This window comes from Bradyrhizobium sp. Mp27, assembly GCF_029953005.1.
Classification (GTDB): Bacteria; Pseudomonadota; Alphaproteobacteria; order Rhizobiales; family Xanthobacteraceae; genus Bradyrhizobium; species Bradyrhizobium barranii.
Map to the genome: position 1 here is coordinate 1 of NZ_JASAUS010000125.1, position 22,519 is coordinate 22,519.

The 22,519-nt window shown below is 62.9% G+C and carries 22 protein-coding genes; 7 read left to right on the top strand and 15 right to left on the bottom strand.

Annotated elements, in window-relative coordinates:
• Positions 1-1,201: 1,201 nt before the first annotated feature.
• Positions 1,202-1,438: a helix-turn-helix transcriptional regulator gene (locus QJT78_RS38595; protein WP_038944151.1), complete on the bottom strand. Its 237-nt coding sequence runs from the start codon at positions 1,436-1,438 to the stop codon at positions 1,202-1,204.
• Positions 1,439-1,511: 73 nt separating this feature from the next.
• Positions 1,512-2,027, bottom strand: coding sequence for a hypothetical protein (locus tag QJT78_RS38600; RefSeq protein WP_038944152.1), 516 nt, complete (start codon positions 2,025-2,027; stop codon positions 1,512-1,514).
• Positions 2,028-2,127: 100 nt separating this feature from the next.
• On the opposite strand from QJT78_RS38600, the gene QJT78_RS38605 reads away from it, so the two are divergent.
• Positions 2,128-2,415, top strand: coding sequence for a hypothetical protein (locus tag QJT78_RS38605; RefSeq protein ID WP_240537673.1), 288 nt, complete (start codon positions 2,128-2,130; stop codon positions 2,413-2,415).
• 753 nt (positions 2,416-3,168) lie between these two features.
• Positions 3,169-3,543, top strand: coding sequence for a hypothetical protein (locus QJT78_RS38610; protein ID WP_193375966.1), 375 nt, complete (start codon positions 3,169-3,171; stop codon positions 3,541-3,543).
• A 612-nt stretch (positions 3,544-4,155) separates the two neighbouring features.
• Here the strand turns inward: QJT78_RS38610 and QJT78_RS38615 are convergent.
• The 4 genes from QJT78_RS38615 to QJT78_RS38630 form a co-directional block, all read right to left on the bottom strand.
• A complete protein-coding gene (locus QJT78_RS38615) occupies positions 4,156-5,832 on the bottom strand; it encodes a MobA/MobL family protein (protein ID WP_038944154.1) in 1,677 nt (558 codons plus the stop codon).
• Positions 5,833-6,053: 221 nt separating this feature from the next.
• The gene (locus QJT78_RS38620; protein ID WP_157790151.1) at positions 6,054-6,695 is read right to left on the bottom strand and encodes a DUF3102 domain-containing protein; all 642 of its coding nucleotides are present in this window, start codon (positions 6,693-6,695) and stop codon (positions 6,054-6,056) included.
• Between the two features lie 437 nt (positions 6,696-7,132).
• The gene (locus tag QJT78_RS38625; RefSeq protein WP_028149688.1) at positions 7,133-7,915 is read right to left on the bottom strand and encodes an enoyl-CoA hydratase/isomerase family protein; all 783 of its coding nucleotides are present in this window, start codon (positions 7,913-7,915) and stop codon (positions 7,133-7,135) included.
• Positions 7,916-8,044: 129 nt separating this feature from the next.
• A complete protein-coding gene (locus QJT78_RS38630) occupies positions 8,045-10,135 on the bottom strand; it encodes a molybdopterin oxidoreductase family protein (protein WP_028149687.1) in 2,091 nt (696 codons plus the stop codon).
• A 237-nt stretch (positions 10,136-10,372) separates the two neighbouring features.
• Between QJT78_RS38630 and QJT78_RS38635 the strand changes: the two genes are divergently transcribed.
• Genes QJT78_RS38635 through QJT78_RS38650 form a run of 4 tightly spaced genes read left to right on the top strand, consistent with a single transcriptional unit; the run spans position 10,373 to position 14,654 of the window.
• On the top strand, positions 10,373-11,344 hold the full coding sequence (locus QJT78_RS38635; protein WP_281460485.1) for a tripartite tricarboxylate transporter substrate binding protein: 972 nt from the start codon (positions 10,373-10,375) through the stop codon (positions 11,342-11,344).
• A 15-nt stretch (positions 11,345-11,359) separates the two neighbouring features.
• Positions 11,360-11,830: a (2Fe-2S)-binding protein gene (locus QJT78_RS38640; RefSeq protein ID WP_028149685.1), complete on the top strand. Its 471-nt coding sequence runs from the start codon at positions 11,360-11,362 to the stop codon at positions 11,828-11,830.
• Positions 11,827-13,959 (top strand): molybdopterin cofactor-binding domain-containing protein, encoded by a 2,133-nt coding sequence (locus QJT78_RS38645; protein ID WP_038944156.1) that lies wholly within the window; start codon positions 11,827-11,829, stop codon positions 13,957-13,959. Before QJT78_RS38640 ends, QJT78_RS38645 begins: the two co-directional genes overlap by 4 nt.
• The gene (locus tag QJT78_RS38650) at positions 13,956-14,654 is read left to right on the top strand and encodes a substrate-binding domain-containing protein (protein ID WP_038944157.1); all 699 of its coding nucleotides are present in this window, start codon (positions 13,956-13,958) and stop codon (positions 14,652-14,654) included. The genes QJT78_RS38645 and QJT78_RS38650 overlap by 4 nt, the downstream gene beginning before the upstream one ends.
• Before the next feature lie 15 nt (positions 14,655-14,669).
• Here the strand turns inward: QJT78_RS38650 and QJT78_RS38655 are convergent, their stop codons facing one another.
• The 5 genes from QJT78_RS38655 to QJT78_RS38675 all read right to left on the bottom strand — a co-directional run bounded on the left by QJT78_RS38655 (position 14,670) and on the right by QJT78_RS38675 (position 18,544).
• Positions 14,670-15,476 carry an SDR family oxidoreductase gene (locus tag QJT78_RS38655; RefSeq protein WP_028149683.1) on the bottom strand — a complete coding sequence of 269 codons (807 nt, stop codon included), beginning with the start codon at positions 15,474-15,476 and terminating at the stop codon, positions 14,670-14,672.
• Between the two features lie 22 nt (positions 15,477-15,498).
• On the bottom strand, positions 15,499-16,791 hold the full coding sequence (locus QJT78_RS38660; protein ID WP_028149682.1) for a TRAP transporter large permease: 1,293 nt from the start codon (positions 16,789-16,791) through the stop codon (positions 15,499-15,501).
• Positions 16,782-17,330, bottom strand: a complete 549-nt coding sequence (locus QJT78_RS38665) for a TRAP transporter small permease (protein ID WP_014493779.1) — start codon at positions 17,328-17,330, stop codon at positions 16,782-16,784. Before QJT78_RS38665 ends, QJT78_RS38660 begins: the two co-directional genes overlap by 10 nt.
• Positions 17,331-17,392: 62 nt before the next feature.
• On the bottom strand, positions 17,393-18,364 hold the full coding sequence (locus QJT78_RS38670; RefSeq protein WP_028149681.1) for a TRAP transporter substrate-binding protein: 972 nt from the start codon (positions 18,362-18,364) through the stop codon (positions 17,393-17,395).
• Between the two features lie 21 nt (positions 18,365-18,385).
• The gene (locus tag QJT78_RS38675; protein WP_155257812.1) at positions 18,386-18,544 is read right to left on the bottom strand and encodes a hypothetical protein; all 159 of its coding nucleotides are present in this window, start codon (positions 18,542-18,544) and stop codon (positions 18,386-18,388) included.
• A 429-nt stretch (positions 18,545-18,973) separates the two neighbouring features.
• On the opposite strand from QJT78_RS38675, the gene QJT78_RS38680 reads away from it, so the two are divergent.
• Complete coding sequence (locus QJT78_RS38680; protein WP_028149679.1) at positions 18,974-19,756, top strand: cyclase family protein; 783 nt, start codon at positions 18,974-18,976, stop codon at positions 19,754-19,756.
• A 4-nt stretch (positions 19,757-19,760) separates the two neighbouring features.
• On the opposite strand, the gene QJT78_RS38685 is transcribed toward QJT78_RS38680, so the two are convergent.
• The 4 genes from QJT78_RS38685 to QJT78_RS38700 all read right to left on the bottom strand — a co-directional run.
• Positions 19,761-20,489: a Crp/Fnr family transcriptional regulator gene (locus QJT78_RS38685; RefSeq protein WP_028149678.1), complete on the bottom strand. Its 729-nt coding sequence runs from the start codon at positions 20,487-20,489 to the stop codon at positions 19,761-19,763.
• Positions 20,490-20,771: 282 nt separating this feature from the next.
• Positions 20,772-20,897, bottom strand: coding sequence for a hypothetical protein (locus QJT78_RS38690; protein ID WP_256461316.1), 126 nt, complete (start codon positions 20,895-20,897; stop codon positions 20,772-20,774).
• Positions 20,898-20,980: 83 nt separating this feature from the next.
• Positions 20,981-21,694 carry a helix-turn-helix domain-containing protein gene (locus tag QJT78_RS38695; RefSeq protein WP_028149677.1) on the bottom strand — a complete coding sequence of 238 codons (714 nt, stop codon included), beginning with the start codon at positions 21,692-21,694 and terminating at the stop codon, positions 20,981-20,983.
• 143 nt (positions 21,695-21,837) lie between these two features.
• The coding region (locus tag QJT78_RS38700; protein WP_281460486.1) for an ABC-type transport auxiliary lipoprotein family protein at positions 21,838-22,519 on the bottom strand (682 nt) is incomplete at its 5' end.

Sequence of the window (22,519 nt, forward strand, 5' to 3'; positions counted from 1 at the left end):
GTCAACGCATACAACGACAGAGCCGAGCCCTTCGTCTGGACCAAGAAAAAGGTCCGTCAACGCCGTTTCAAAGGCCGCCGTATCACTCAGCTCTGATTCCGGGTACTAGCACAACGGAGCAGGCACTCGAGATCAAGTCCGATAGGAATGACCACGCGCCGCACTGATCGAACGTAGATACAACAACGCACCGAGCAGAATCCCGAACTTCTTACGGAAGTCGCCATTGCCTGACAGTGGCGTCAGACTGTCTGCCCACCAATTAGAAATGCTGGGTTGATAAGGGAGCACAAGATGCGTCTTGCAAGCAGCGCAATCGCCGGTCTCGAAATGAATGCGTTGGGCGCTGAAGGGAGCGGTTCGGATGGGTCCGCTCTCGATCATCAAATGCAGCCTGATAACGACAGCGCGTACACTAACGACGTCGGTGTTCCGTGGTGCCCAGCACAAAAGATCGAGGTGACGCGGTCCCGCGCTACAAGAAGACCAGGCTTGGTGGAACAGAAGAACGGCGCCGTGGTCCGGCGGCTCTCGCGACAGCAACAGACAGCGCATCGCCGGCTGATCCGCTGTCGTTTGCTCGATCGCTCGACACGACGGCCACGACTGCCGAAGTGCGAGTCACACATCGCCGACCGAAACGGCGATACAAGAAACGCATTCGCATGCCCTCGAAGCTCGATCCGTATCCAGCGACGATCGAGAACTGGTTTGCCGTCGAGCCGCAACTCACTGCGCTGACCATCGTGCGAAGGCTCGCCGCCATCGATCCTTCGATGACAAGTAGCATTCGACCGTTCAGCGCCTGCTTCGATCCTTCCGGCAGAAGGTGGTGGGGACAATCATCGCATCCATGTCAACGCAACCAATAGCCGCGCCGAGCATGCGGACCGGCCCCGTGGCAGGCGCTGCGTTTGGTGATCATTCCGCCCCGCCCACAGTCCCCCAGAGAGACGGCCACACCATTGTCGGTCCAGCGGCCAGTCTGCGGACCTTCATCCAGGGTGACATTCATGCGGCAATACGAGGAGTCAATATTCGGAGCCGAAACACACAAGCACAAGCATCTCTACGACGCGCGAGGCTCGACAACTAAAAGAGGAGCGTTGGGCTCCCGCTTCCGACTAAATGGGAGGCGGAAATCGCTTGGCACCCTCTTAGCTTGCGCCTGCCGCAGTACGCTTTGTTCCAGCCCGACGGGCTAGCGCCGATCGAGCCTCCGCACCACTTCGGCCGGATCGAAACCTAGGATTCGTCCCAGCTCGATCAGCTCAACCACATCGATCCGACGCTGGCCGGACTCTAAGTGGGTGACCCACGATTGATACACTCCGAGCTTCTCGGCGAGATCGACCTGGCGAAGCCCAGCGTCCTTCCTGAGCTCGACGAGAATGGCCGCGAGTTTCTTCTGAATCGGTGACGTGACCGTTTTTGGCATCCAGCCTCCCGGAGGGGGCTGGAGACATAAACCGACTTTACAGATACCTATAAAATCGGTATTTTCGACCCAATTAGCCAAGCATCGGGTGAATCATGCCGGGTCCAAGATTACAGCCTGAGGAAACTAGCAAAAATGGTGATCGGGTGCACACGGGGCGGAGTGCACAGTGAGGGTAGCTTACTCTTTGGATTGGCATCTCGGGGCTTTCCCAGAGCCTCCGGCTGCTGACTTTGACGTGTTGGTCTGCGCCGGCGACATCTGTGAGGTGGGCGAGCCTGAACGCGCGATCCAGAGCGTGGTCGAGTATGCCTGCGGCAAATCCGTTGTCGCTGTTGCGGGAAACCACGATCTTTACACGAGCAACCCGGAGGACAAGCGCACGAACAACGATTTCATCCGTCTGATGCGCGCGGAAGCGCGGCGGCAGGATGACGCCGCGGATGATGACATCGTACACGTGTTGACCGCCGACGAACCCGTCTGTTGGATCGGCAACGTACGGTTCGTCGGGCTCACGCTCTGGAGTGATCGGATGCTGATGCCTGCGGAAGTGTGGGCGGCGCACGCGCGCGCGATAGCTGGGCATTGGCGTAGCGGGCTGGAGGAGTATCGCAGGATCCGAACAGAGCGCGGCATTTGGACCCCGTACGACGCGGTCGCCGAACACGCGCGAGAGGGCGATCTTAATGGACGAGCTTGCCGGCCCGCACGATGGGCCGACTGTTGTGGTGACGCACCATCCGCCGATGCCGGAATTTGTCGATGCCTATCAAGGGATGATTGGCACGCGGTGGTGGGCGCCCGCGTTTTACGGATCAGATGTTTTGCGAGCGATGCCGGAGCAACTTCGTCCGGATCTCTGGATCTGCGGCCACGTGCACGTGCCGTGCGACATCCAGTGCGGACGCACACGCGTCGTAAGTAATCCAGTTCTCGGCGGTAAATTTAATCCATATGCTATAGTGGAGGTATGACATGGCGATGCATGGTGTCCCAGAGCCGCGTGATTGGCGCGCGAGACTCGTTTGGAAGCACCACAGGCTCTTTGATCCACCCGCGGGAGACCCGGAACTAGCGACGGGACTACCGGACTGCGGTTCAGGTTGGGAAAAGATCATCGATCGCACCTGCAGCGATCTCGGCGCACCATTTCTTTTCGGCTTCCACATCTCTGGGGAAATTAAAGTCACGCAAGTCTATCAGGAATTAGGGACCCTGCGATTCCGCTGGGAGGAGGTTCAAAACAAAGGCAGTCGCACTTGGAAGCCCCTTTGCTTTTCCAGCAAGGTAACAATTCGCAACATTCTCCAACGTGCATATGCCGCATCGGCCTGCATTTGCGAATTCTGCGGGGCCCCTGGTCGGCCCCACAGCAATGATAGCGCAGTCACAACCCTGTGCACCGAGCACGCTGACGGCCACCCTATGCTGATGCCAAGAGGGTTGGAAGATACGGACGTGCACATTGCAATAATAAACGGAATGATCCGAGTCTTGGAGTGCAAGCAGTACGATCATGGCGATGACTGCTTCACTGTACTTGCTGCAAGCGAATGCGGGCTCGACCAAATAGAAGGGCCCCTTTTCAGAGGGCAAAAGCAGGGGTAATTGACGTGCTGCGAGTCACTGTCGAAATCTGGCCCGGCGGAGAGCCGCGCCGCGCGCGGGTTCTTGCAACCGCGTTTATCGCAAATGTAAGCGATCTCGAGGACATCTCGAACTACACGATGCGGGTCTCCGAAGGCGTCAATCCCGTCGCCGGCACACCTGCGTGGAAAGCCGAAGGCGAGATGCGCGGTCACGACCGGCGTGCATCTGTGTGGAGTCTCGTCGCCAAGATCGCGGCTTGGGCGGCCGAGCAGCGGAAAGCCGTTATCCGACGAGGTACTCCGGAAGACTCTCTCGGCTACGATACGAGCGACCCGATGTCTTGTGCCAGAGCCATGGCAGAAGCCGCTCCATCCGCGAAGAACGAGGCGCATGTGGGCGCAGAATTCGCTGCCTTCGAGAAGCGTCTGATGAAGACGGTTCCGAAGGATGACGATAAAGCGACGGACAACAAGGCGCCGGGCGCGCCAGACGAGGGCAGGCAGGAGACATGACGACCGTCGAAATTTGGTCGAATGGCGATAGGACCTTTCACGAAGATGAATTGGCAGAACAAACTAGTGGACGCAAACCCGCGTCTCTTCGGTGCGCCTGCTTGGGCGTATCCCGAGTGTAACGACCGGTGGCGCAAACTTCTCAAACGCTGTTGCTCCCGGATCGAGAGTGCGCTGCAGCCGGATGAAACTTTGACGACCAAACAGATCAAAGAAAAATACGCAACCTTGCGATTCTATACGATGGCAAATTTTCGTAGGCGATCCGGCAGAAGATCGATAATGCGATACCTCTCGCGGGGCCCCGCAGCGCCGTCACCTGCGAAATTCGCGGGGCCGAGGGGCAGTCAGTGCGACGACCACCCGACCGACAACACCGGCGGACCCGGGAGACATAGCAAATGTTTACCCTGCTCACCAGTCGGAATGACAGAAACGACACCTTCGGTAGCGGGTGTTCTGCCGCTCGAAAAACGGCATCGTTTGCGAATTGCCATTCCGCCGCACACGTCGTGCAAAAAGGGATGCAGTGTTCCGGCACGAACACTTATCTCCCGACCGCCCAACAAATGGCGGCCGCAATAGGGGGGACAGGCCGACATGAGATCGGCCCTATAATTTCTCGGTCGGCGAGAAGCCAACGCCTGGAGGTGGCCGAGCGGTCTCGCGAAGCTCGGACGATCGATCGCGCATCCGGCGCATGATCTCGTCAACCTCCTCCAGCTCTTGCAGCTGCCGGTTGGCGTAGGCCTGCAGGTAGCGAGCAGTTTTCGCCAACTGCGGCGGATCGGATGCGATCTTCCAGGAATCGCCGTCCGGCAGACTTTCCAGATCGTCGACTGCTTCGGACGGTGAACCGGCGGTCTGCCTCGCATCCGAGCCAGCAGCCACAGCGCGACCGTCATTGCCGGACGTAGTAACCGTGGGTGCGAACGCAGAAGCCGGCCCGGCGGCCTTGACTGGCTGGGCCGGAACAGTGTTCGGGGGCACCCGGTCTGCCACCGATTGAAGATCGACTTGGCTGGCTGCTTGCACGAACGCCTCATCGACGGGCTCGTCCACGTGCGTGCAAGCCATGTTCTCCTCAAAGTCCGCAAGGAGTTTTGCCGCGAGCCCGAGCGGATCATGGTGCGCAATCGCGGCCTTCAGCTCGTCAAAAAAAGCGCGCGAAATGAGATTCCGGGCGGCGGCAGAGGGTGCTCGATTGACCATGAACACACCTTCGTTGGCGGCCGCGATCGCCATCAGGTCGGCAAGGCGCGGACCTCCCTCGACCACCAGAGCCGGCCAGTCAAGCTGGCGCACGAAGCGCGCGACGATCGCAGCATCTTCTGAGCCGCCCGTTCGCGCGATCAGGAACGCGCGACCGTCGAAGGCAACAGACGTCCCGCTCAACGAGAGCGTCGGCAAGCCTGATGCTGCGTCCAGGTTGCTTTTCAGCTCATAGCCCGCCTCCTCCGCCGCATCCGTGAATCGCTTCTTGAGTCCGGCGGCCTCATCATCATTGACACGATCCACGGCCGCGTTCGTCACGGTCGTGCTCGCGACCTCGGGCTGCGGAGCATGCTTGGGTGCCTTGCGATCACGCTTCAGCTGGCGGCTTGCCTTCAGCTGTTCGACCTCCTCGACATGCCCCCCCGCGTTGTGGATGTTAAACGCCTTCCGCGGCAGGCGCTGCTCCGGCGTGAAGGCTCCCCTTGCATCATTACGGCGCGGGTCCACGAAAGCGTCAACGTCGAGGATCGCGCAACCAAGCGTGATCTGCGCCGCGACAAGGCCGCGCACGTACCTCCCGCCATCCCGCCGGAACAGCGTGTTCCAGCTGCGCTCCTTGAGACCGAAGCCGTCCTGCTCCAATTTGCGTTGCGCGAGCCAGGCGTGAGCGTGCGGGTTCGGTTCACCGTCGCTCGCGGGCACGCACTCGACGTCGAGCCGCACCGCCATCCCGAGCCCGACAAAGGGCATGAGCGCAAAGGCCGCCAAGGGCAGCAGCAGATCGCGGGGGACCGCGCGCGGCAAGGCGAAATCGAGAATTCTCCCGTCCTGCGCGTTCCGGCTCGTTTCTCTGAATGCCGCCATCGCGTAAAAATTATCCCACTGTGCAAATTGCGCGGGCGCCCCTGCGGGCAGCAGCACGCCCCCTCCGACGTGAAAACCCGCATAGCAGCGATAGTCGACGCGCTGGAAGCGATCGGTGGCAAGCGCGCTTGTCTGGTAGGCTAAACGCGCGATAGCGGTGTAACGCTTGGTGTGCTGAACAACGCCGAAGTGGATAGAGCAGAACGACACGATGATCTCTAACGTATAAAGGACATGTCACGATTGCTAGCATCCCTTTCTGCAAGGACCGAGGCCCAACGTCTTCAGAGAAGCGAGGATCTCCGCGGCGGCCTTGGAAACCCCGGGGGCAGGCGCGCCGAAAAGCGCACACACAAAATCGCGCGGCCGAAGACGTCCGGCCGAGCCGACATGTCTTCAGCCGGCGCTTATCGGGCGAGAAAATACGAGCCTCAAGCAGCCGGCAGCCCGCGCGGCAGCAGCGGCGGCAGGCGCATACGAGCATTGCTCTGACGCAGGTCTTCGGCGAGGCGCTCGCGAAGATATTTCATGAAGTGTCGATCGTGTGGCCCGGGCTTGCCCCCGAGAAACTTCCGCAGTTCCGTCTTCCTGGAGATGTCGAGCATGGCCACGACCAAAGCGGACATCTCTGCAGCGCCAACGGGCGCCGGCTCGCCCGCCTTGGCCTTAGCGCGGCGGATGCATTCCTTGACGAGTTCGACCGTCAGCCGTTCGCCGCCTCGTGCCCGCGCCAGGATTTCGACAACGGCCGCCTCATCAACCGACGGAGCAGCAAGATTCAGCGCAGCGCTGAGCGGCACGAGATACACATCCTCTCCGTAGTGCTCGAACAGAGCTGCGAGATTCATGTAGAGCTGAGCCGTGCGCGGCTCGAAGCCCACTTCCAGACTGCACCAATCCAAAAACAACCCACGACTGAGGCCAACCTTCGCCAGGATCAGGGACATGCCTATCTCCACGGCCGTCTTCGTGAGCACTTTCACACCTGAGCGTATCACGTCAGCAAGCTGGCGCAGCTCCTCCGCCTTCGCCGTCTCAATCTGATCGTAGTTGAACTGCTCCGCGTCCGTCACGATGAGTACTCCCAACCATCTCTCTCGCAGACCGTGCATCAATAAACGGGGCAGTTTCAAAATTTGTCAATGATATCAATCTAATGATGGCATCTTGCACCAGCCTTGCTGGACCGACAGCGCCGAATGCGAAAAATTTTCGCATTCGGCAGTGATGGTGACGTCCAGTACGAACGGCTGCGATATGTCATGACCATCGCTACCTCCAAGTTAAACGAGCAAATTATCAGCAATACCGCTCTTATATGCAGAACACCAAGGCGCGCGCCTGGCCATCTGCAACTCGCCCAAACCGTGCCCACCGGCGGCTCCGTAGCGCATGCTCGCACGAGCAAATGCCCCTTCCGAAACATGCATCGCTCGCATGGAGTCCAGATTGGATGTCGTCACCAGCGCAATGATCAAGGCTACGCGGACGGAAGCTGAAGCGTAGGCATTTACTTCCCCGTCCAGACCGGCTTCCGCTTCTCGCTGAACGCCTTCAGGCCCTCCTTGGCGTCCTCGGTCATGGCGAGTAACGCGATCTGGCTTTCGGTGTAGGCGATGCTCTCGTCGAACGACATCGAGGCGATGGCGCGCATGGCATATTTGCCGCGGCGGATCGCGGTCGGGGACTTGTCGACGATGCGGCCGATCAGCCAGTCGACCTTGGCATCGAGCTCGGCCGTGGGCACCACATAGTTGAGCAGGCCCGCAGCTTGCGCCGCTTTCGCGTCGAACGGCTCGCCGGTGAGCGCCCATTCGTTGACGAGGCGCGGCGGCGCGATGCTCTGCAACAGGCTAAGCACTTGCATCGGGAATACGCCGACCTTCACCTCCGGCAGGCCGAAGATGACGTGATCGGCCGCAATCGCCATGTCGGTCATGGACAAAAGCCCCATGCCGCCGGCCATGCAGACGCCGCCGACCCGCGCAATCGCCGGCTTCGTCGCGTTCTGCGACAGCCGCAGCAGATCGGCATAGTCGACATTCGGCTTGGAATGATCCATCGCGAACGCCGCGCCGGAATTCTGCAAGTCGGCGCCGGCGCAGAACGCCTTGTTGCCTGCCCCCGTCAGCACGATGACGCGGACGTCCTTGTCGTCATGCGCGTCGCGATAGCCTTTGGCGATGCCGGCGATGACCTCGCCGTTCAGCGCGTTGCGCTTCTCCGGCCGGTTGATGGTGATCCAGAACGCCTGCCCACGCTTTTCGGTGATGATTGCTGTGGTGTCGGTCATGGTACGCTCGCTTCCTTGCTCCCGTTTGCAGCCATTTGCGGCAGCTCGGGCGGCAGGCGCAAGGGCAATCTGTAGCGAGGCATTGCTTTAGCGCCTCGACACAAATTGGCGGGCGGGCGAAGCGTGCGCTCAGGCCGAGACCGTTTTCCTGATCCAGACCTTGTTGTCGTGAAATGCAGCTCCCCCGATCGGCGCGATCGTATCGGCTCCAGTCAGCACGTTGATGCCGCGGCCGCCGATATGATTCTTGTTCGGGTGAACGGATTCGGCGATCAGCACGCCGCGCCGCACGCCGTCGAACAGCGTTGCGAACAGCGTGGTCTCGCCGCGGGTGTTGCCGAGCGTCACGGCGTCGCCGTCGGCGATGTCGAGCGCGGCCGCATCCAGCGGATGGATCATCACGCTCGCTCTGCCTTCGCGCGCCTGCGAGGACGGCGTCTCGTTGAAGGTGGTGTTGAGGAAGCTGCGCGAGGGACTGGTCGCGAGCCGGAACGGATGGGCTTGATCGGTATGCTCGATCACCGCCCAATGGTCCGGCAGCGACGGCATCTTGTCGAAATCGCCCATCGTCTGGCCGAACGGCGGATGCGCCCAATCGGCCTTAAAATGGAATTTCTTGTCGGCATGGGCAAAGCCGTCGAGATAATGCGAGGTCCGGAAGTCCGGTTGCAAATCGCGCCAGATGTCGGCTTCGAGACCAGCGATGTCGCCGTGGTCGCTGAGCTTCAGCGTCGCGTCGATCAATTCGCGCGGCGTCATCTCGAAGCCCGGATGCTTCGCGCCAAGCCGCGGAGCCAGCGCCTGCATGACCTGATGGTTGGAGCGGCATTCGCCGGGCGGGTCGATCAGCTTCGGCCCGACCGAGATGTGCTGGTGGCCGCCGCCGTAATAGAGATCGTCATGCTCCATGAACATGGTCGCCGGCAGCACGATGTCGGCCATCTCGGCCGTCTCGGTCATGAACTGCTCGTGCACCGCCACGAACAGATCCTCGCGCGCAAACCCCTGACGCACCAGCGCCTGCTCCGGTGCCACCGTCATCGGATTGGTGTTCTGGATCAGCATCGCCTTGATCGGCCCCTTGCCGAGCAAGGCTTCGGCGTCGCCGGTGAGGATGCGGCCGACCTGCGACTGGTCGAGCGCCCGCGTGGTCTTATCGATCGCGTCGTGGCCCTCGATGAGGGATTCATTGAAGTGCCACAGCGCGTAATTGTTGAAGAAGGCGCCGCCGCCTTCATATTGCCAGGCGCCGGTCACCGCGGGAACGCAGAGCGCCGCATGCATTTGCGTGGCGCCGTTGCGCGAGCGGGTGAAACCGTAGCCGAGCCGAAAGAAGGTCCGCTTGGTCTCGCCGACCAGTTTCGCAAAGGCCTCGATCTCGGACACCGACACGCCGCAGATCGCGGACGCCCACTCCGGCGTGCGCGTCTTCAGATGCGCCTCGAGCTCATCGGGGCAGTCCGTGTACTTGTCCATATAGGCGCGGTCGGCGTAGCCATCGCGGAACAGGACATGCATCACGCCGCACGCGAAGGCGCCATCGGTGCCGGGCCGCAGGATGATCTTGATGTCAGCCTGCTTCATGGTCTCGTTGTCGTAGATGTCGACCGCTGCGATCTTCGCGCCGCGCTCCTTGCGAGCGCGGGCAGCATGCGTCATCACGTTGACCTGCGTGTTGACCGGGTTGGTGCCCCAGATCACGACGAGGTCGGAGAGCGCCATCTCGCGCGGATCGACGCCGGCAATCTTGCCGGTGCCGATCGCGAACCCGATGCGCCCGACATTGGCGCAGATGGTCTGATAGAAGCGCGAATATTTCTTCACATGCGTGAGGCGATTGAGGCCGTCGCGCATCACCAGCCCCATCGTGCCGGCGTAGTAATAAGGCCAGATCGATTCCGCGCCGTACTCGCGCTCGGCCTGGTTGAAGCGATCCGCGATCTCGTCCAGCGCCTCGTCCCAGGAGATCCGCGCGAACTGCCCGGAGCCCTTCGGCCCGGTACGACGCATCGGATACATCAGCCGCTCGGGGTGATGGATGCGCTCGGCGTAGCGGGCGACCTTGGCGCAGACGACGCCAGCCGTGTAGGTCTGCTTTTTCGAACCACGGACGCGGCCAATGCTGCGGCCTTCGACCACCTCGATATCGAGCGCGCAGGCCGAGGGGCAGTCGTGCGGACAGGTCGAATGGCGGATTTCGATCTTGGCGTGCTGGTTCATGTCCAAATTCGTAACACCAAAATACCGGGCAGCCGAGGGCATTTATCCGGCAATGCCCATGCGATTTGCTCAGATCGCGCGCGCCCGCGGTTCCTGCCGCGCCTGCGAAATGCTGCGGGATCACACCGAAAACCGCCCGATATTCCCTGTTCGACCAGCTTTGTGAGGCGTCGACAGTCCACGTTCCGTGCCGCTACAGTGCCGGCCAACAAGAACGACATCAGGGAGGTGGGCATAATGGCCCGACGTTTTATACTGGCGCTGGCCGTAAGCCTGTTCGCCGCACTCTCGGCATCCCCCTCATGGACACAGGATTATCCCAACCACGCGGTCCGGATCGTGGTGCCCTTTGGCGCCGGCGGGCCGGCGGACGTCGCGGCCCGGCTGATCGGCAACGTGCTCCAGGAGAGCTTTGGCCAGCCCTTCGTGGTCGAGAACCGCACCGGCGCGGGCGGCGTCATCGGCACGGTCGAAGCGGCGAAGTCGCCGGCCGACGGCTACACGCTGCTGATGATGTCCAACACCCAGACCGCGAATGAATCGCTATTGACGCCGGACAAGCGCAAATACGAGCTGATGCGCGACCTCGCGCCGATCGCGCCGGTGAACTACTCCGACCTCGTCATCGTGGTGAACCCGCAGGTTCCGGCGAAGACTCTGCAGGAGTTCATCGCGCTCGCCAAATCGCAGCCGGGCAAGCTGAACTACGCCTCATCCGGCCAGGGCACGCCCTATCACATGGCCGGCGAGCTGTTCAAAGCCATGGCCGGCATCGATGTGGTCCACGTGCCCTACCGCAACAGCGGCGAGGCGCGCAGCGGCGTGATCGGTGGACAGGTGCAGATGATGATCGACGCCGTGCCGGCGATGGCGCCGAATATCGGCGAGAACCAGGTCCGCGCGCTCGCGACCACCGGCAAGGAGCGCTCGGCCGTGCTGCCGAACGTGCCGACCGCGGGCGAAGCCCGCGTCGCAGGCTATGAAGCGACGATCTGGCTTGGCCTGATGGCCCCGGCCGGCACGCCGAAGCCTGTCATCGACAAGCTCAATGCCGCCGTAAACGCAATGGTGAAGCGACCGGACATCGTAAAACTCTGGACCGAGCAGGGTGCCGTACCCATGTCCATGACGCCGGAGGAATTCGAAAAATTCCTTCGCGGCGATATCGAGAAATGGGCCGATGTCGTCAAGAAGTTCGACAAGTCCTGAGGTCGCGGAGCGATCATGCCGACCATTCAATTTCAGCTCAACGGCGCGGCGATGGCCGTGGAGGCCGATCCCGACCAGACGCTGCTCGATGTGCTGCGCGGCCGGCTCGGCGTCACCGGTCCGCATTTCGGCTGCGGAGCCGGTGAGTGCGGGGCCTGTCACGTCATGGTCGATGGCCGCGCGATGGCCTCCTGCGACATGCCGATGTGGTCGGTGGCGGACAAGGACGTCGTCACGGTGGAAGGCCTCGGCACGGCCGAGCAGCCGCATCCGCTGCAACGCGCCTTCGTCTCCGAGCAGGCGATGCAATGCGGCTACTGCGTCTCGGGAATCCTGATCAGCGCGGCGGCACTGCTGAAGCGCAATCCCACGCCGACAGAGACCGAGGTCAGAGCCGCGCTCGATCGCAATCTGTGCCGCTGCGGATCGCATAATCGCATGGTCCGCGCCGTGCTGCGCGCGGCAGCGGAGACGGCGACGTCATGAGTGTGCCATCCCCCGTCCCGAAACTGCCGGTTAGCCTCGCGGCCAATCCAAAGCTGTCGTCCTGGGTGCGATTCAGCGGCGAAGGCGGTGTCGCAATCTCGCCCGGCAAGGTCGAGATCGGCCAGGGCATCGTCACGGCGCTGGCGCAGATCGCCGCGGACGAACTCGACGTCGATATCGGCAGGATCGAGCTGATCCGCGCCTCGACGGCGGCCAGCCCGAACGAGGGCGTCACCTCGGGCAGCCTTTCGGTCCAGCAGTCCGGCCGCGCGCTGCGACACGTCTGCGCCGAGGTGCGCCAGCGCTTCCTCGCAGCCGCATCGGAGCGTCTCGGCGTCGATGCGGCGCTGCTCGATGTCGATGACGGCACGATCTCGGGTCCCGGCAACGTCAGGACCAGCTATTGGGAGCTGGCTGGCGACGTCTCGCTCGACCGCGACGCCACCGCGGGCGCCGCCGCGAAGCCCGCTGCCACACGTGGTGTCGCCGGACATTCGATCCAGCGGGTCGACATTCCCGACAAGGTGTTCGCGCGACCGCGCTTCATTCACGATTGCGCACTGCCGGACCTGGTACACGGCCGCGTGCTGCGGCCTCACATCGCGGGTGCCAGACTGATCGCGCTCGACGAGACGGCGGCGCGCGCCGTTCCCGGCCTCGTCGCAATCGTCCGCGACGGCGGCTTTGCCGGCGTGCTTGCCGATAGCGAGGCTGCGGCGGAAGCCGTACTGAAAACCTTGCGCAAGGGCGCAACCTGGTCGGCCGGCGAGCCGTTGCCCGACGAAGACGATCTCGCAGGCTTTCTGAAGAGCCAGCCGGTCGAAACCACCGCCATCGATACCAGAGCAGCGGCAACGACGAAGAAAGCTGCGCGCACCCTTCGCCGGCAATACACCCGTCCCTACATCGCCCATGCCTCGATCGCGCCGTCCTGCGCCATGGCGCGATGGGACGGCGATCGTCTCCATGTCTGGACACACAGCCAGGGCGTCTATCTGCTGCGCGCCGATCTTGCGATCGTGCTCGAGCTGCCGGCCGAGAACATCGTCGTCGAGCATATGGAGGGGGCCGGCTGCTACGGGCACAATGCGGCCGACGACGTCGCGCTCGATGCCGTGTTGCTGGCGAAAGCCGCCGCCGGCCGCCCGGTGCGGGTGCAGTGGTCGCGCCATGACGAGATGTCTCATGCGCCGTTCGGCGCAGCGATGGCCATCGAGATCGAGGCCGACCTCGATGCGAACAGCGAGATCGTCGGCTGGCGCCATGCGATCTGGAGCAACGGCCACGCCGCGCGGCCGGGACGCGCGACACAGCCGGCGCTGCTTGGGGCGACCGAGATCGCGAACCCCTACCCGCGCATGATCTCGACGAATCCACCGGCCGCCAATGGCGGGGGCGGCGACCGCAACTCCGTTCCACTCTACGACCTCCCGGCCTGGACCATCACGAGCCACCGGCTGCTGACGATGCCCGTGCGCACGTCGGCGCTGCGGACCCTGGGCGGGCAAGGCAATGTGTTCGCGATCGAATCCATACTCGACGAGATCGCGGTCCTGCGCGGCGAGGACCCGATCGCGTTCCGCCTGCGTCATCTCCGCGACGAGCGCGCCTGCGACGTCATTCGCGCCGCGGCACGCCGCGCGCAGTGGAAACCACAAAAACAGTCTGGCATCGGCCACGGCGTTGGCTTCGCTCGCTACAAGAACACGGGCGCTTATTGCGCCGCGATCGCTGAGATCGAAGGCACCGACGACATCCGCGTCAAGCGGTTGACGCTTGCGGTCGACGTCGGCGAGGCCATCAATCCGGACGGCGTCATCAACCAGATTGAGGGCGGTGCGATCCAGGCCACGAGCTGGGTGCTGAAGGAACGCGTCCGCTTCGACCGGACGCACATTACATCAACGTCCTGGACGGACTATCCGATCCTGACCTTCAGCGAGGTGCCGGCGGTGGATGTCGAGATCATCCAGCGGCCGGAGATCGAGCCGGTCGGCGCCGGCGAGGCCGCGCACGGTCCCGTGACGGCGGCGATCGCCAATGCGGTCTTCGACTGCCTCGGGGTGCGCGTGCGCGACCTGCCGATCACGCGCGACAAGATCATTGCAGCCATGGAGCTTGTATCGTGACGACAGTGAACATTTTGAGCGGCGGCGCAGCGCAAGGCCTGGTGCGCGGCCTCAGCGAGCCCTTCAAGACGCAGACCGGATTCAGCATCGACGGCGAGTTCGGTGCGGTCGGTCTCATGGCCGACAAGCTGCGCACCAGCACGCCGGCCGATCTCGTGATCCTGACGCAGGCGCTCCTTACGAAGCTTGCGGACGAGAAGCTCATCATCCCCTCCTCGATCGCAGATATCGGCCGGGTCGAGACCGCGCTGGCGGTCCGTAACCGCGATCCGAAAGTCACGGTGAAGACTGAGGCCGATCTCGGCGAGGTGCTGCGATCCGCGGATGCCATCTACGTTCCGGACACCAAAGCCTCGACCGCAGGACAGCATGTCGCAAAAGTGCTGGATCAGCTTGGCATCGCCTATGAGGTCGCATCGCGTCTCAAGATCTTTCCGAACGGCGCGACTGCGATGCGCGAGCTTGCTGAGTCCACCGCAACCCGGCCGATCGGATGTACCCAGGCGACCGAGATCATCGCGACCGACGGCATCGCGCTATCGGGGTCGCTGCCGCCGGGCTGCGAGCTCGTGACGATGTACACGGCCGGCGTGACCGCGCGGGCCGCACATCCGACAGAAGCCGCCGCCCTGATTGCTCTGCTGACCGGCGCAGACCGGAGGGAGCTGCGCCGGAGCATGGGCTTTACCGGCTAGGTGCCGACGGCCGCCCTATTTGTGCAACTGGGTGAGACCGGTCGGCGGCCCATCGACCGCGGTCCAGCCGCCGTCGACGAACAGCGTGCTGCCGCTGACATAGCTCGCGGCATCCGAAGCGAGGTAGGCCACGGCGGTCGCGACCTCGTCGGCACTGCTCCAGCGGTTGAACACGGTGTGGCCGGCGTAGAGATTGTAGATGTCGGGCCGCTGCTTGAACGGGCCTGTCAGCGCGGTCTCGGCAATGCTCGGGGCGATCGCGTTGACGCGGACGCCCGCGTGGCCGACCTCTGAAGCAAAACCCTTCACCAGGAGGCCGATCGCCGCCTTGGTCGAGCCGTAGACGCCAAGGCCCGGCTCGATGGTCACCGCGCGCACCGAGGAGCAGGCGATGATGCTGCCGCCCTTCTGCTCGACCATGATGCGGCCGAAGGCCTGGAAGAACCAGACGGTGCCCTTGACGTTGAGGTTGAGGACGCGGTCGAGATCCTCCTCGGTGTAGTCGAGGATGGTCTTGCGGATGTTGAGCCCGGGCGTCGTCACGGCGATGTCGAGCCGCGAGAATTTCTGCATCACGATCTTGGCGAGCGCATTGACGTCCGTAGCGCTCGCGGCGTCGCAGCTGGCTGCTTCCGCCCAGCCGCCCTTGTCGCGAATTCCGGCTGCCGTCGCCTCGGCGGCGTCAAGCGCGCGATCTGCGCAAACGACGCGGGCGCCGAGCCCGGCCAGCGCCTCGGCCGACGATTTGCCGATGCCCGAGGCGGCGCCGAGCACCACGGCGGTCTTGCCGGTGAGATCGAAGAGCTTGCGATAGTCAGTCACGAACGGTTTCTCCCTGTTGCTGCTATCCCTTGTAGCCCATCAGCAGGCGGGGCAGCCACAGCGAGAACGCGGGGACGTAGGTCACGAACATCAGAGCTGCGATCAGGGCGGCATAGAACGGCAGGATGGTGCGCATCACCGCCCCCACCGAGATGCCGCCGATGGCGCAGCCGACGAACTGCGTCGTTCCGACCGGCGGGGTGTTCAGCCCCAGCGCGCAGTTGATCAGCATCAGCATGCCGAATTGCACCGGATCCATGCCCGCCTTCATCGCGATCGGCAGGAAGATCGGGGTGCAGATCAGGATAGTCGCCGCCATGTCCATGAACGTGCCGAGCACGAACAGGATGACGTTGATGAGCAGGAAGATGACCCAGGGTTGCGAGGACACCTTGCTCATCAAGTCGCCGGCGAAGTCGGCCACCTCGTAAAGTCCCATCAGATACTGGAACATGGTGGAGACACCGATCAGCAGCAGCACCACACCCGTCGTCTTCACGGCCTTGGCGGCAGCCCGCAGGAAGTTCGGCAAGGTCATGGTGCGGTAGATGAAGAACGTCAGCAGGATCGTGTAGGTGACCGCGACGGCTGCGGATTCAGTTGCCGTGAAGACGCCGGACAGGATGCCCGCCAGGATGATGCCGACGATCAGCAGGCCGGGCAGCGCGGCCGCGAACGAGCGGAAAACCTCGGCCCAGCCCGGGAACTTGCCGGCCGGATAGCCGCGCTTCACCGCGACCGCGTAGGCGGCGACCAGCATGCACACCATCAGCACGATCGCCGGCAGAAGTCCGGCGGCGATCAGCGCGCCGATCGAGACCTTGCCGCCGGCAGCGAGCGCATAGATGATCATGTTGTGGCTGGTCGGCATGAGCGCGCCCACCAGAGAGGCATGGGTGGTGACGTTGACGGCGTAGTCGGTGTCGAACCCTTCCTTTTTCATCATCGGGATCATCACCGCGCCCATAGCCGACACGTCGGCCACGGGCGAGCCGGAGACGCCGCCGAACAGCGTGCAGGCGACCACGTTCGACATGCCGAGCCCGCCGCGGATGTGTCCGACGAGGTTCTTGGCAAGCTGCACGATCTTGTCGGCGACGCCGCCATGCAGCATCAGCTCACCGCTGAAGACGAAGAACGGAATGGCGAGGAAGGAGAAGATGTTCATCCCCGACATCATCTGCTGAAAGATGACGGCGACCGGCAGGCCTTCGTAGAGGATGGTGCAGATCGCCGAGAGGCCGATCGCGAAGGCGACGGGTACGCCGAGGATCAGGAAGCCGAAGAAGGTCGCGCCGAGAATGATCAGTTCCATGAGGGGACGACCTCTTCGCCGCGCAGGAGCGCAATGATGTGCTCGATTGAAAAGGAGACGATCAGGACGCCGGAGGCGATCAGCGGGACGTAGCGGATGACCTCGGGGAGCCCGAGATTGGGGATCTTCACGGTTCCGACCGACGCTCCGAGGATCCAGCCGTTGTAGGCCATCGCAATGCCGAACACGGCCACCAGAACGTGGATCACGAGCTCGATCTTCTCTCGCAGATGATCCGGAAGCATCACCAGCAAACTGTCCATGCCGATGTGTCCGGCGTCGCGAACGCCGACGGCGGCGCCGATCAGCGTGACATACAGGATCAGGACCAGCGCAAGGTTCTCCGTCCAGGTCGGGCTCGAATTAAGCACGTAACGTCCGAACACCTGGTAGAACACGATGGTGACGATGACGAGCAGGCCGGTCACGGACAGATACATGCCGAGGCGAGCAACGACGGCATTGATCCGCGACAGCAAGCCGGTCGACGGTCGGCCGGTTACCTCCTGCTCGTGGCTTGCGACATGTGGGTCTGTCATCGGCGTCTCCTTGCGGGGGTCCGGCGCCGCCTCGCGGCGACGCCGGACCCGACGCTGTGGCCCTACTTCGTGTCCTGGATCCGCTTGACCAGGCCCTTCAGCTTCTCGTCGCCGGCGAACTTGTCGTACACCGGCTTCATCGCATCGACGAATTCCGCCTTGTTGGCGATCGTGACGACCTGCACGCCGGCCGCCTCGACGGTCTTGCGGGAGGCCTGCTCACGCTCGTCCCAGAGCTTGCGCATGACGGGCACCGATTCCTTGGCCGCCTTGCGGACCATCGCCTGATCCTCCTTGCTCAACGTGTCCCAGACCGTCTTGGACATCACGAGAACTTCCGGCGCGAGCGAGTGCTCGGTGACGTTGTAGAACTTGGCGGCCTCGAAGTGACGCGAGGATTCGTAGGACGGCCAGTTGTTCTCGGCGGCGTCCACGAGGCCGGTCTTGAGCGCGGTATAGACCTCGCCATACGGCATCGGTGTCGGGTTGGCGCCGAGGCTCTGGATCATGCCGACCCAGAGGTCGGACTGCTGGACGCGGATCTTCAGGCCCTTGAGGTCGGCGAGCGATTTGACCGGCGCCTTGACGGTGTAAATGGACCGGGCGCCGCTGTCGTAATAGGCAAGGCCGATCAGGCCCGCGGGCGCCATGGACGCCAGGATTTCGTCGCCGATCGGACCATCGAGAACCGTGCGCATGTGCTGCGTGTCCCGGAACACGAAGGGCAGGCACAACGCGATGGTTTCAGGCACGAAGTTGTTCAATGGCGATGCGTTGATCCGCATCATGTCGAGGGCGCCGATCTTCAGCTGCTCGATGGTGTCCTTCTCGGAGCCCAGGGCTCCGTTGGGAAACACCTTAACGCCGAGCTTGCCGCCGCTCGCCGTCGCGAGCTGCTTGCCCATGAACTTGACGGCTTCGACGGTCGGATAATCGGCGGGGTGGATGTCGGCCGAACGGAAATCGCGTGCGGTCGCCAGCGGCGCTGAGACCGCCAGTACGGCGGCTGCGATGATACCGGTAAGTGTCTTCATCTGGGCTTCCTCCTGAGTTGATTATGTCGTTGTTGGGCCGATGCTGCAGGCCGCCTTGGGTCGCTCCACTTCAGGTGTAAAGTCAAGCGTTACAAACGCACCACCTTGGTAGGATTGCGCGGCGGAGTCGAGCGGATTTGACTGGTGGATGATCACGGCGAGGAAAGGTCCGAGCTTCATCGGGCCCTCTCCGGCGGGGACCTGCGCGGCAGATGCCGGCTTCCCTTTAATCCCGCCTCGCCGTCGGCCAATACCGGGCGCGAGGTGACGATGCTCGTCATATCCATGGACGTTCCTCTGGTTTTAGAATCGACCGCTATTGGTTGCGGCTTGGAGGTGCAGACGTGACGGTCGCCCCATCCTTGTGCGATGCGCGCTGATCAGCGCGATGTCGCCAACGTCGTCCCTAGGGCGGGCGGCATTCTGAGTCCAAGCCAAATCCGGCATCGATCAATGCTGGAGTTGCATCGATCGATCATGCATCACTTCGACGGCGCGATCGGCGAATGCCCCCGTTTTTCCGAAATCGCCTGCACCGGGGCGTTACTTGACGCCACAGGTAGAGCCCGCCCAAGATGCGCCGAAACGGAACATCGCGAGGAAATGCCCATGCCGCGGAAGCTGATCGATATTTCCGTGCCACTCAGAAACGACGTGACGGCCGATCCGCCGGGCAATCACCCGACGATCCAGTATATCGATCACCAGCAGGGCCTGCCCCGCATGCTGCAGTTCTTCGACGGCCTCAAGGCGGAGGATTTGCCGGATGGCCAGGGTTGGGCGGTCGAGCAGGTCTCGCTGTCCACCCACAACGGCACGCATCTCGACGCGCCCTGGCACTTCCACCCGACCATGAATCGCGGCGAGCGGTCATGGACGATCGACGAGGTGCCGCTCGAATGGTGCCTGCAGCCCGGCGTGAAGCTCGACTTCCGCCACCTGCCCGATGGGTACGTGGTGACTGCCGACGATGTCGAGAAGGAGCTGAAACGGATCGGGCACACGCTTTCGCCGCTGGAGATCGTGGTCGTCAACACCAGCGCCGGCGCCAAATTCGGCCAGGCCGATTACGTCAACTCCGGCTGCGGCATGGGCTATGAGGCCACCATGTACCTGCTCGAACGCGGCGTGCGGCTGACCGGCACCGACGGCTGGAGCTGGGACGCGCCGTTCGTCTACACCGCGAAGAAATATGCCGAAACGAAAGATGCCGGCCTGATCTGGGAAGGTCACAAGGCGGGACGGCACATCGGCTATTGCCATCTCGAGAAGCTGCACAATCTCGACAAGCTGCCGTCGACCGGATTCACGGTCTCATGCTTCCCGGTTAAGATCGAGCGAGCGTCCGCAGGGTGGACCCGAGCGGTCGCCATCGTCGACAATCAGGTCTGAGGCCTCACTCGCCGTCCAGGCCGCTCGCGGCGAGGTCGCGCAACGCATCGGTATCCAGCACGACGATGGCGCCGTGCTCGAGACGGACCCAGTTGCGGCCGGCCCAGGCGCGCAATTGCTTGTTGATGCTCTCGCGCGTCATCCCCACCATCTCGCTGATCTCCTGCTGCGTGATGGCGAGCGTGCCGCTGCCGGAGTCGAACTTGCGCTCTTCGGTGAGACCGAGCAGCGCGCTCGCAAGCCGGCCCGGCAGATTTTGCAGGATCACCTGCTCGACCTGCTGGCTGGTCCAGCGCAGGCGCGCGCAAAGCAGCTCGATGAATTTCATCGCCAGCGCCGGCTGGCTCTTCACGAATGGCAGGAAGTCCCGGCGGTCGATGATGTAGAGTTCGCAATTGGTGTTGGCAGTCGCGTCGGCCGAGCGCGGCGCGCCATCGAGAACCGCGATCTCGCCAAAGATTTCTCCAGGACCGATCAGATTGAGAATAGCGTTCCTTCCATCCGGCGATGAAGAGGAAATCTTCACTGTTCCCGTGATCACCGCGAACAGGTTGTTGCCGGGATCGCCCTTGGCGGCGATCGTCGCACCGCGCTTCACCGTGGTGTGCTTGGCGTAGCGGCAGAGCTGATCGAGCGCATCCGGCTCCAGATCCGCGAAGATCGGGTGCTTGCGCAGGACCGATAATTTGTTGCCCGCAGCTTGTCGGGGGTCGCCGGTCTTGTCCTGAGGCACGCCGCTGGGCTCCTAAGACTGCGAGGCACTGGAGTTCCTGCGTAGTCAACGTTAGCAGGCTTTTCAACCGGAAAGCATGTGCACGGTTTGAGCCAAATACGGCGAAAATGCCACGGTCGGGCGCCAAGGCGGCATCCGGGGGATGAGCCAATGTGTCCCGGTCGATGCAGAGTTGCAGCTATCGCGCGCACCATTGCGTTGAGGCGCTGCCGAACGGCCACGAGCTGGCCGTGGAAGCCTCCGCGGCAAGCGCGGTAAAACGCGATTGTGATCTCAGGACCGTCAGTGCTTGGCGTCCGAATCGGGCCGACCTGCGCTGGTTTGCCGGTCTGCCCATGCCAAAGCCCCGGCGAATGTGACAAAAACGACCACGACAGCGATCGTCACCAGCAGTGCGTCAGTCGGCATGATGCCCTCCCCTGTTATTTTGGGCATTATTGGCGGTGCACGACCGCCGTCATTGATTGGGATCAAAATTGGCGAGCGCCGGATCAGGCCGCAGCCAAGGCCTCGACCTTCGCCGGATCGAGCAGGCTGATGCCGCCATGAACGATCTCGATCACCCCATGTCGCTCCAGCTTGGTGAAGGTGCGACTGACGGTTTCGATGGTCAGGCCGAGATAATCGGCAATGTCCTGACGACTCATCGGCAGCTGAACCGTGTCCGACGCCCCCTTCAGCGAGAATAGCCGCTCGCGCCAGGCGAGCAGAAACGTCGCGACTTTCTCATCCGCCGATCGGCGGCCGAGCAGGACCATGTGGTCGCGCGCCTGGCTCAACTCGCGAATCGCCAGCTCGTTGATCCGCCTCAGGAGATGCGGCCGGCTCTCGACGAAGCGGCCGAAGGGCGCCTTCGCGAACTGGCACAGTATGACGCCACCGATCGCATCGGCCGAAAAATTGTGACGGCCGGAAATATTCATCCCCAGGAAATCGCCTGGTAGCGCAAATCCCACGATCTGCCGCCGACCGTCGGGCAACAGCTTGTAGAGCCGCATGACGCCGTCGAGGAGATTGTAGAACGAGGTCGTGGTGTCCTCCTCGGAGAAGACGGTCTCGCCCCCGTCAAAGAGGACGCGGCGCCCCAGATGCTCGAATTCCCTGAGCTCGGCCGGGTCCAGCGACGAGCACACCGCGAAGTCGCGGACCGCACAATCACTACAGAAATGCCCGTTCGGCTCGATCGTCACCACGGAAGCCTTCATCCACCGCTCCAAGCACCAGCTGCCCCACATCAGGCCCAGCCCACCGCGCGGGGTGCATTTTACTGCACTGCGCCAAAGCCGATTGACCCAGATCAATTTTGGCGGGCATGGCCGCAGTGCCCTGTTGCAGAGCGCAAACGGCGCTAGACCGCCTGCACCGTCCAGCCGATCAGCTCCTTTGCAATGCGGGCAAAAGCTGTGTCGAACGCTGCGACCGCTGCGGCCGGCTCGACCTTGTCAAGCTTCTCGCTGGTCTCGACGAGGCGCGACGCCACGACTTTGCCGTTCTTGTCGACGATGCGTGCCGACAGTCCGATCTCGACCCGAGCCTCGCCTTCCGTGGCGATCCGGAAGCGCCTGATGTCGATCAGGAGCTGGTAGTCCGCTTGGCCGAGATCTGTCGTGCGCAACGGCGCGTGGGCGATGTCGTAATTCTCAAAACTGTCGATCAGCCGCGCCTGCACCAGCTTTGGAATGCTGTCGGCCCAGAGGAATTCGGCAAAGCCCGGATTGTCCCCGCTGGGTGCAAACAACATGCGCTGGGTCTGGAGCATCGCGACCGCGGTCGGCTCGGGAATCGCCAGTGACGCCGTAAGCGTCTTGCCGGCCGGCCCAAGATTCTGCGGCGTGCGCAGGTCATAGGTGATCTTCTGAGCCGGCGTCCCGCCGCCGGTCATCTTTTCGAGGCCTGCCAGAATACCGTCGATTTTGCCGGTGTTGCGCGCGAGCCCGTCGGAGAATGTCTTGAGGTTCGCGATGGTGTCCTTTAGGGGACCGGAATTGTCCTCCAGCACGGTGTCGACCCGTCGCAGCGCATCGCGCGCA

What these genes read in the sequence shown, in the direction of transcription:
- QJT78_RS38680 (WP_028149679.1), top strand. Translation starts at nt 18,974, where the DNA reads ATGCCGCGGAAGCTGATCGATATTTCCGTGCCACTCAGAAACGACGTG.
- QJT78_RS38690 (WP_256461316.1), bottom strand. Translation starts at nt 20,897, where the DNA reads ATGCCGACTGACGCACTGCTGGTGACGATCGCTGTCGTGGTCGTTTTT.
- QJT78_RS38600 (WP_038944152.1), bottom strand. Translation starts at nt 2,027, where the DNA reads ATGCCCAGCTATCGCGCGCGCGTGCGCCGCCCACACTTCCGCAGGCAT.
- QJT78_RS38695 (WP_028149677.1), bottom strand. Translation starts at nt 21,694, where the DNA reads ATGAAGGCTTCCGTGGTGACGATCGAGCCGAACGGGCATTTCTGTAGT.
- QJT78_RS38675 (WP_155257812.1), bottom strand. Translation starts at nt 18,544, where the DNA reads ATGAAGCTCGGACCTTTCCTCGCCGTGATCATCCACCAGTCAAATCCG.
- QJT78_RS38645 (WP_038944156.1), top strand. Translation starts at nt 11,827, where the DNA reads ATGAGTGTGCCATCCCCCGTCCCGAAACTGCCGGTTAGCCTCGCGGCC.
- QJT78_RS38665 (WP_014493779.1), bottom strand. Translation starts at nt 17,330, where the DNA reads ATGACAGACCCACATGTCGCAAGCCACGAGCAGGAGGTAACCGGCCGA.
- QJT78_RS38610 (WP_193375966.1), top strand. Translation starts at nt 3,169, where the DNA reads ATGCGGGTCTCCGAAGGCGTCAATCCCGTCGCCGGCACACCTGCGTGG.
- QJT78_RS38660 (WP_028149682.1), bottom strand. Translation starts at nt 16,791, where the DNA reads ATGGAACTGATCATTCTCGGCGCGACCTTCTTCGGCTTCCTGATCCTC.
- QJT78_RS38640 (WP_028149685.1), top strand. Translation starts at nt 11,360, where the DNA reads ATGCCGACCATTCAATTTCAGCTCAACGGCGCGGCGATGGCCGTGGAG.
- QJT78_RS38670 (WP_028149681.1), bottom strand. Translation starts at nt 18,364, where the DNA reads ATGAAGACACTTACCGGTATCATCGCAGCCGCCGTACTGGCGGTCTCA.
- QJT78_RS38595 (WP_038944151.1), bottom strand. Translation starts at nt 1,438, where the DNA reads ATGCCAAAAACGGTCACGTCACCGATTCAGAAGAAACTCGCGGCCATT.
- QJT78_RS38605 (WP_240537673.1), top strand. Translation starts at nt 2,128, where the DNA reads ATGGACGAGCTTGCCGGCCCGCACGATGGGCCGACTGTTGTGGTGACG.
- QJT78_RS38630 (WP_028149687.1), bottom strand. Translation starts at nt 10,135, where the DNA reads ATGAACCAGCACGCCAAGATCGAAATCCGCCATTCGACCTGTCCGCAC.
- QJT78_RS38625 (WP_028149688.1), bottom strand. Translation starts at nt 7,915, where the DNA reads ATGACCGACACCACAGCAATCATCACCGAAAAGCGTGGGCAGGCGTTC.
- QJT78_RS38635 (WP_281460485.1), top strand. Translation starts at nt 10,373, where the DNA reads ATGGCCCGACGTTTTATACTGGCGCTGGCCGTAAGCCTGTTCGCCGCA.